Origin of the sequence: Bradyrhizobium sp. S69 (genome assembly GCF_009766005.1) — a bacterium.
Lineage (GTDB): Bacteria > Pseudomonadota > Alphaproteobacteria > Rhizobiales > Xanthobacteraceae > Bradyrhizobium.
Genome location: NZ_LMUK01000038.1, coordinates 276,997 through 284,820, shown reverse-complemented (window position 1 = coordinate 284,820; position 7,824 = coordinate 276,997). Strand labels below are relative to the sequence as shown.

Genomic DNA, 7,824 nt, shown 5'->3' with positions numbered 1-7,824 from the left:
CACCTCGGTGCCGGGATTTACGCCGGCAACCAGGGCCTGATAATCCGGGACCTGCTGATCGATGAACACGATCTCGGTCGGATTCTTGACCCAGGTGGCGACGTTGGCACCGACATCGGCCGCCGCCGATGCCGCACTGGCGTGATGCTTGCCGGTTTCCGTGGCCGTGAAGCTGTGCGCGCCGCTGGCAAAGCTCGCGGACGTCGTGATGTCGAACGCACCGTTCGCGCCGACCGTTCCGGTGCCGACAACCGTCGTGGTGTTGCCGTCGGCATAGAGCTTGACGGTTTCGCCTGCCTTGCCGGTGCCCTGCACTTCAACCGTGCCGCCGTTGACCGGTTGGCTCGCCACCGCCGTGATCGTGGGTGGCGGCGGCGCCTGCACATTCGTTGTCTGCACATTGGGCGTCTGTGCGAGCTTGTTCTCGGCCGCGAGCATGTGCCCGTGATCGCCAGCGCCGTCGTGATAATGATGCGTCGCCGTCGCGTGACCGGCGCCGTCGTACATCATGCGCGGCTCCAGCGCGATGATGCCGCTGCGGCGCGCGCGCGGCTTCTTTGCCTTGGATTCTTTCGATCGAGACGCGGACGCACGCTTGCGGCTGAACCAGCCGGGTAGAGTCGAGATGTGGCGCGGTGGCTGTAGGCTGAACATATCTGTTGCCGCCTCTTTCGTCTGGCGGTGCCTTAGTGGTTCAGCCATGGCTCCGTTTCCACATCCCGCTCATCGAACCGGACATGCAGATCTCCCGCATCCGGCTCTCGGACAAAACTTCACGCCTTCACCCACGGCACGTCGTGCCCAAGCCGGCATAGGCGTACGAGCCCGAAGTGCCCGTAGAGGTGCGAGAGTGGATAGGTCCCGCCCTTGCGTCGCCTGACCTTGTGCTTGATGCGCAACCACCGGCGCAACCGCACAGCGGTGTAGTTGTCGATCGTCCGATACGCCTTGTTGACGGTGCCAATACTGAAGTAGTTGGCCCATCCGCGTAGCGCGCGGTTCAACCGACCCACCAACTCCGTGGTCTCTTGCCAGGTACCCGCTCGGTCGGTCAGAACATGGACGTTCTCGACCATGCGCCTGATGCTTTTCTTTGATGGCCGGTGACCCAGGCGGGCCTTTCCGGTTCTCGCTGAGTACATCCGCCCAAACGTGTATCCCAGGAAGTCGAACTCGCCTTCCGGCACCTTGCAGATTCGTGTCTTCTCCTCGTTCACCGTGAGCTTCAGCCTGCCCATGATCTCGCGCAGTCGTTGCAGCGCCTCATCGGCGGTGCTTTTCCGGCACAGGATCACGAGGTCGTCGGCATAATTCACGATGCGCGTGCCGAGGCTGTGCTCCAGCCCGAGCTTCTTCCAACCCAGCACAAACCGGCGCATGTAAAGGTTCGCCAGTAGTGGTGAGATGGGTGAGCCTTGCGGGATGCCACGCCGCTTGTCCCGAGCCTCGGTCGTGCGTGTCTTCCGTCCTCGATCGTCGGTTTCTTCCACGGGGCACTCCAGCCACATCTTGATCAGATGCAGCACGCGCCGATCAACAATTCGGCGCGCTACCGACTCTAGGAGTTCGGCATGGGGGATGCTCCCGAAGTAGTCCGCGAGGTCGGCGTCGACGACTTCCGGATGGCCTCGGAACAGCAGCCCTTCCACCTCGATCACCGCCTGCTGGGCGTTTCGCCCGGGACGGTACGCATACTGTTCTGGTGGAAGGTCGGCTTCAAAGATCGGCTCCAGCACCAGCATTGCCGCTGTCATGCAGACCCGATCCCGCACGGTCGAGATGCCCAGCGGCCTGAGTTTGCCGTTGGCCTTCGGTATGAACACTCTTCTGATGGGGTCCGGTCGATAAGTCTCTTGCCTGAGAGCAAGCGCCAGTTCGCCAAGCCACCGCCGCACCCCGTACGCGTCGATATCCGCGAAGTTCTGGCCGTCTACTCCCGGTGCGCCCTTGTTGGAGCGGCACAGGGCATAGGCATGCGCCAGGATGTCCTCGCGACTGATCTTGTCGTACAGGGCGTAGAAGCGATACTCGGCTTCTGCCTTCGCTTTCGCGTGCAACGCCTTCTGCAGTTTCTGAACAGTTTTCGGAGTTGATAGGTTGCCCAATCTCCAAATCCCTCACCACTTGTTGCGTTTGTCTTGAACTGAGGTCCCTTCCCTCCACCGGAGTTACCCGGCTTCAGCGGTACTACGAACCTCTCCGCCACCCCAAGGCGCCCGACCTGTCCCTCGCGGGCGTTCGGTTGGTCATCGCTGACCACGCCATGGGGCTTCCCGTGTTGCGTACGCTTTCCTTGTGTGCATGCTGTCGCCACTACCCCGGCGCAGCGGCTGGGCGTACTCTTCGCTCTGCTTCACCCAGCCGTATCAGCCTTCCCCGAAAGGGTCGTCGGGTCGGCCTGCGCATTGTCCTTTTCGAGGCTTGCTCGGCGTTCACTCGCGTTACGGCCTGCACACTCGCGCTGTCACCAATTCGTGACACGCTAACCGAAGGCTTCAGCCATTTCGTCTCCTCCATGACTGCTCCGGTTGCTTCCGGCTGGAGCGGTTGCCGGGTGGGCCTCGCACCCACTGGAAAGCGCCGCCTTTCCACGGCGCACACCCGGAGCGGACATTCGACGGTAGCCAAATGCGACTGCGCAGCGTGCGCCGTTGCGACGCGGCATAACGCTTTTGTGTTGCTTCCCCTTGAACGCCAATCAGCCCGGTCTGACCTATCTCCATGGAAGTGAAGCATTCGAGGCACTTTTGATTTTTCTCTCGGCCACGTCATGAAGATTGTCAAAATCATTGTTCCTTTGGCTCTTTTAGTCTTCCTCATTGGCCATACGAAGGAGTTCCGACTTTTGATGAATGAGGGTGGCTGGCCCGGATTGGCCGTCGTGCTCATTTGCTTCGGCGGAATACTCATGTGCTACGGCGTGGCACTCATGCCAATTGCCTCAAAAGTCCGTGCACCTCCTAGACTGGCGACGTACGTCGCAAACGATGTTGCAGCACCTATGAAAAAACTGCGAAATGTACCGCCGCGATACCGCGTCGCTGCACTCGTCTGTGGCGGGATGTCGCTATTCCTGTTCGGCGTGGTCTTTGCGATGCTGAGACAAGCATATCACGTGGCGGTGTCGTCAGCTTGGTCAGTTTGGGTGGTGGCGGCACTTATCGTCTTGGTCGCTGCGGTGGGCGCTTTTTTTGCCTTGCTGGCCTGGGGGGCCTTGAGTGATCCGAAGTCACGGCTCGGCTCTCGGTTCAGAGAAAAAAGTGCCGACGCCGCTCAATATCTTCTTTTGAACGTGGCCTTCGAGTCCCTGATGTGGGTCGGCTTCGGTCTAGTGGTCTGGGCGGCTCACTACAGCGTCTACTTAGGAGTGGCCGTCTTTCTTTGTTTGGTGCTGTTGCTTCTCGTGATTATGCGGCGAGAACTCAAAAGTGACATCGAAGCCCTCGATGACCCCAACGACAATCCACGTGCGAACCAATTGATCGGCAGGAGCCGCGAGCCCGGATCATACGACTATCGGGACTAGGGCGGACAGGAGTAGCTTGGGCCCTGATCGGGCGCCGGCGGCAAGTTCTTCAGTGGCAGATGTCGCCTTGCGGCACTTCTCGGACAAGGGGCGATGTCCGACTCAGGTCCGCGATGCGCACCAAAGCGGACATCCACCGCCCGCTCCAAGCCCTAACCGCTCACGTCATATTGCTTGCGCAGGTGATCGCCGACTTGCACCAGCATCGCGACGCATTCGGGGTAGCCGGGTTTTGCTACCGTCGCGGCATCGGCGGAGGCACGAAACTCCCAGGAATCGTCGCTTCGCAGCACCGAAATCACGATGCCGTCCGGGCAGTCGGCGTGCACTTTCAGCTCCGCCCTCGCCATCGCAATGAGTTCAGCTTCGCTTCTGACCGGCTTGCTCATGACCGCGGTTTCCCCTGCGCGATGATCCCGCACAGGTTGCCGCTTCGGCGCGGCGCTGTCGAGGGGCTCGATGCCACACGCGCCACGTTGCCTGCGATCCGAGCCGCATTCGCTTGTGGCGTTATCTGGCGGCGTCCGCTTTGGTCAGCCCGATGATCCGCGGCAAGGCGCCGGTCGGGAACTGATCGGCACTCTCGGTCCCCGGCGGCAATGTCGCCTTCGCGGTGGCGTCGGGAAAGCGGGTCTTCATGTCGCGCAGGAAGCCGTCGAGCGTGTCGACGCTGGCCGCCATCTTGGCGATATCGGCGAATTCGGAGCTGGTGGTGGCGGTCGGCTTGCTTGCGGTCTCGAACGCGGCGCGGTCGGCATCGCCACTCATCAACGGTGCGTATTTTTCGCGGAAGCGCGCCAGCCCGATGGCGTCTTCCGCCAGCGCGTATCCGACCACGGCGCGGATCACATCGCCCTTCTCCATCGGGTTCAGCGGTTTGAAGTCGCGCCACCGGTCGGCATAGTACAATTCGATCTGCTCGGACGCCTCGCGCCAGCGCCGCGCCGCCCAGTAGATATCGGAGCGCAGCCGGATCGCTTCACGGCCGCTGATATTCGAGATGATGTCGAGCGCAAGATCGTGACGGCCGACGTCGCTTTGCGCGCGCGCTTCCAGCAAGAGCCGCTGCTGGCGCAATTCGCCGGAGAGATCGGCGATGCGCGTGGTGCGAAGGGCCGCGATGGCGCGATCGGGCTTGCGGTTGGTCAGGTACACCATCGCCAGCCGCGCGGCCACTTGCGCCCGTGCCGCGCCTTCCAGCCGGTGATCGACCTGGTATTGCAAGAGCTCGGCGGCCTGATCGAGCAGGTCAACCCCGACCAACCGGTCCGCCAGCCGGCGGATCATTTCGTCGCCGCGGCGGCCGATCGGCGTCAACTCGCGGAATTCGTAAAACATCCCGAGCGCATCGACCGGCGGCAGGTCGTCGCCCTTCGACCCCAGGAATATCTGCGCAAACAACGCCGACGAGGCGTCCTGCCCCTGTCGCGACATCTCCGAATTGGGATCGAGCCTGGTCGCCGTTCTGAACGCCGCCAGCGCTTCATTGTAGCGTCCGGTATCGGAATAGATCTGCGCCATCATTTCCAGCGCCCGCACTTCGAGCGCGTCGCCGCGCCACAATACTTCCAGCGTCTCAAGCTCACGCAGCGCGTCGGCCTGGCTGATTTCGTTGCGCTTCTGCCGCAACACGATCTCGCATAATTTGGCTTCCGTCGCGGCCTGCCGGTCGGAAGAGCCGATCGCGATGGCGTATTGGGTCAAGGCATCCTTGTCGTGCCCGAGCGCTTCGGCGAGCCGGCCGCGCATCACCGAAACCGCGGGTTTCAGTTCGGGCGGGACGCCGACAACTTCCAGATCGCTGCTGCGCTTGTCGGCGCCGGAATAATCCTTGACCTCGAGCGAAGCCCGCATCGCGTCCGAAATCACGATACGCTGCAGATCGATCGGCAGCGAATTGATGGCAAATTCGACGTTCTTGAATTTCTCGCGCGCTTCCGCCCATTTGCCCTGCCGGCCAAAGGCCAGCGCCTTCCACAGCTGCGAGTCGTAATTGTTTCCGATCACGGGGGTGGCGAGGTCCTTCAGCGCCCGCCCCGGACGGCCCATCAGGCTGCTCGCGACCGAATGCACGATCAGCGCGGCCGGATCCTCGGCGCCCGGCTTGGCGTCAGCCAGCGCGAGATCGAGCACGGCCTTGGCTTCCGGATAGAACCCGCGCGCCATGTAGAAACGCGCCAGATCCATCCGCGCCGGCAGTCGTTGATCGGCCTCCAGTGCTGCGGCCGCTTCGAGCCGCGCGTCCTGGCCCGCGACAAAATTGCCCTGTTTGTTGTTGTCCCAGTCGGCGACGTCGAAAATCGCCTTCGGCACCGTCGGCGCACGCTCGGTTGCGGCATGCACCGACGACAGCGTCAGACCGCCGGGCCGGCCGATCGTGATTTTGTCGGGCGCGATCTCGGCGGTGACGTCATCGGAGTTCGGACGGACCGCGACGCCATGAATCGATTCCAGCAGCGACATCTCGACAAAGTCCTGTCGCTTGATGAAGCCCCGAACCGGTGGCGGCGCCGTCACCACCAGCAGCGTATCGCCCGCCTCCGGATCGACCACGCGGTGCAGGCGTCCGGGTTTGGCCAACGCCACCGTGACATTGGCAAGCGCGGGATCGGTGATGTTCCTGGTCGCCGCGAGCGGCTGCGTCGGCGTCTGCATCGTATCGGAGAAGGTGAGCGTCCAGTTGGCGTTGCCGCCCTTGATATCGCCGACCAGCGAAGGCATCTGGGGACGGTTGAGCCGGATCCGGATCGCCTGGCCGTTTTGCAGCGGCAGCAGCTTCAACTCGGCGATGATGGCGCCGCCATTGTTTTTGAACGGCGCGAGATCGATCGGCTTGGTGGTGTCGAATATCAGCCACACCGTATCGGCGCGGCGAAACAATGCGGCCGGCGTGATCGTGGCAAAGGAAAACGTTACGTGCAGGCCTTCGCTGTCGCGCAACGCGCTGACGGAAGCCGCGTTGTCGCCGGGCACGGTTTCAGCCACGGGCGCTGCCGCCGCCGCAGGCGCTGCCGCGGCGCTGGCTTTCGGGGCCTCGAGCGGCGGCATCGCGTTTGCCGGCGGCGCGGCGCGCGGCGTTTCCTGCGCGGCAGGTGCGTTCGCCGCGATCTCCGGTTTGATTTCGGGCTTGGCCTCGACGCTGGCCTCTTTGGCGGGCTTGTCCGGGTTCGCGGGCGCCTTCTCGCTTGCTTGCGGTGGCAGCGGCGTTTTGTCGGACGGCTTCTCGGACGCGGGCGGCGCAGATGCTGGCGAGGCAGGTGCAGGAGGCGACGCGGCGGCGATCGGCGCGGCTGGCGCCGGTGCGGCGGCCACCGGTGCCGTTGGCGCAGGTGCGGCGGCGGCCGGTGCGAGCACCGCCAACGCGGGAGCTGCCGGCGGCACTACTGCCGCGGCCGGCAGCAACGTCTGCGGCTTTTCGGCCGACTGGAACGCCACGTCGATAATGTAGTTTCGATCCTCGCGGAACGAGTGGACATCGACATCGCCGATCAGTGCGACTTCCACCGCGGAGGATTCACCCGATATCTTCTGGCTGATCGATGCGATATTGGCCGGCGCCGCCACCTTGGCGTCCGCCAGGTCGAAGTTGAGCACCGCGTTGAAGAACAGCGTGAGCTTCTGGTCGTTCAACACCGACGACACCGTGACGCCGTCGGGCATTTCAAACACGAAGCGCACGAAGGTCGGCTGCACCGACGCGCGAACGCGGATCGGCGGCCGCTTCTTTGCCGCATCGGTGGCGCGCTGCACGCGCAAGGCGCGCTCGGCGGCGCGCGCCCGCTCGGACAGTTCGCGGATCACGTCGGACGGCAGGCTCGGTGGCGCGCCGACCCAGTTATCCGGCAACAGATCGACGAAGATCCGCTCGCCGGCCGACATCGTGTTGACCGTCACCCGGCGCGACAGCGACAGCCGGATCGCGGTGCCGTCGGGATCGCGCCGCGCCGAAGAGACGTAATCCGGCACCGCATCCGCGATGGCCTCGACCGGAATATCGACCGGATGCTTGAACTGGATCACGATGATGTTGCCGGCCGTGGTCACCTCGGAATCGACATCGTCGGCAAGCTTCAGCACCAGCCGGGCGTAACCGCCGGCGGCCGACAAGGTGGCTTCGCCCTTGACCGGATCGCTCTCGCAAAAGCCGGGACACGTCGATCCGATCAGGATCAGGATGGCCGTGAACAAGGATGGCCAGGATCGCAAGGATCGTACGCCCGGCCAGCGCGAGGCGGTCCGCGCCGAGGCGCGGACGAGCGACCAAAATCCAGCGGCAGCCGTTCGCGCCATTGACTTGG

The 7,824-nt window shown here is 63.6% G+C and carries 5 protein-coding genes; 1 reads left to right on the top strand and 4 read right to left on the bottom strand.

Going from position 1 to position 7,824, the window contains the following annotated elements:
* Together GSQ88_RS16100 and ltrA are read right to left on the bottom strand one after the other, a co-directional pair.
* Positions 1–702 (bottom strand): hypothetical protein (locus GSQ88_RS16100; RefSeq protein WP_210253827.1); only part of this gene is annotated, 702 nt, incomplete at its 3' end.
* Positions 703–773: 71 nt separating this feature from the next.
* Positions 774–2,105: a group II intron reverse transcriptase/maturase gene (gene ltrA, locus GSQ88_RS16095; RefSeq protein WP_159008707.1), complete on the bottom strand. Its 1,332-nt coding sequence runs from the start codon at positions 2,103–2,105 to the stop codon at positions 774–776.
* A gap of 665 nt (positions 2,106–2,770) precedes the next feature.
* Between ltrA and GSQ88_RS16090 the strand changes: the two genes are divergently transcribed.
* Positions 2,771–3,526, top strand: coding sequence for a hypothetical protein (locus tag GSQ88_RS16090; RefSeq protein ID WP_159008706.1), 756 nt, complete (start codon positions 2,771–2,773; stop codon positions 3,524–3,526).
* A 152-nt stretch (positions 3,527–3,678) separates the two neighbouring features.
* Here the strand turns inward: GSQ88_RS16090 and GSQ88_RS16085 are convergent, their stop codons facing one another.
* Positions 3,679–3,915, bottom strand: coding sequence for a hypothetical protein (locus GSQ88_RS16085; protein WP_159008705.1), 237 nt, complete (start codon positions 3,913–3,915; stop codon positions 3,679–3,681).
* Positions 3,916–4,036: 121 nt separating this feature from the next.
* A complete protein-coding gene (locus GSQ88_RS16080) occupies positions 4,037–7,816 on the bottom strand; it encodes a tetratricopeptide repeat protein (RefSeq protein ID WP_159008704.1) in 3,780 nt (1,259 codons plus the stop codon).
* Between the last annotated feature and the right edge of the window lie 8 nt (positions 7,817–7,824).

Excerpts from the sequence above, each read along its gene's own strand:
- GSQ88_RS16080 (WP_159008704.1), bottom strand. The coding sequence starts at position 7,816 with ATGGCGCGAACGGCTGCCGCTGGATTTTGGTCGCTCGTCCGCGCCTCG.
- GSQ88_RS16085 (WP_159008705.1), bottom strand. The coding sequence starts at position 3,915 with ATGAGCAAGCCGGTCAGAAGCGAAGCTGAACTCATTGCGATGGCGAGG.
- GSQ88_RS16090 (WP_159008706.1), top strand. The coding sequence starts at position 2,771 with ATGAAGATTGTCAAAATCATTGTTCCTTTGGCTCTTTTAGTCTTCCTC.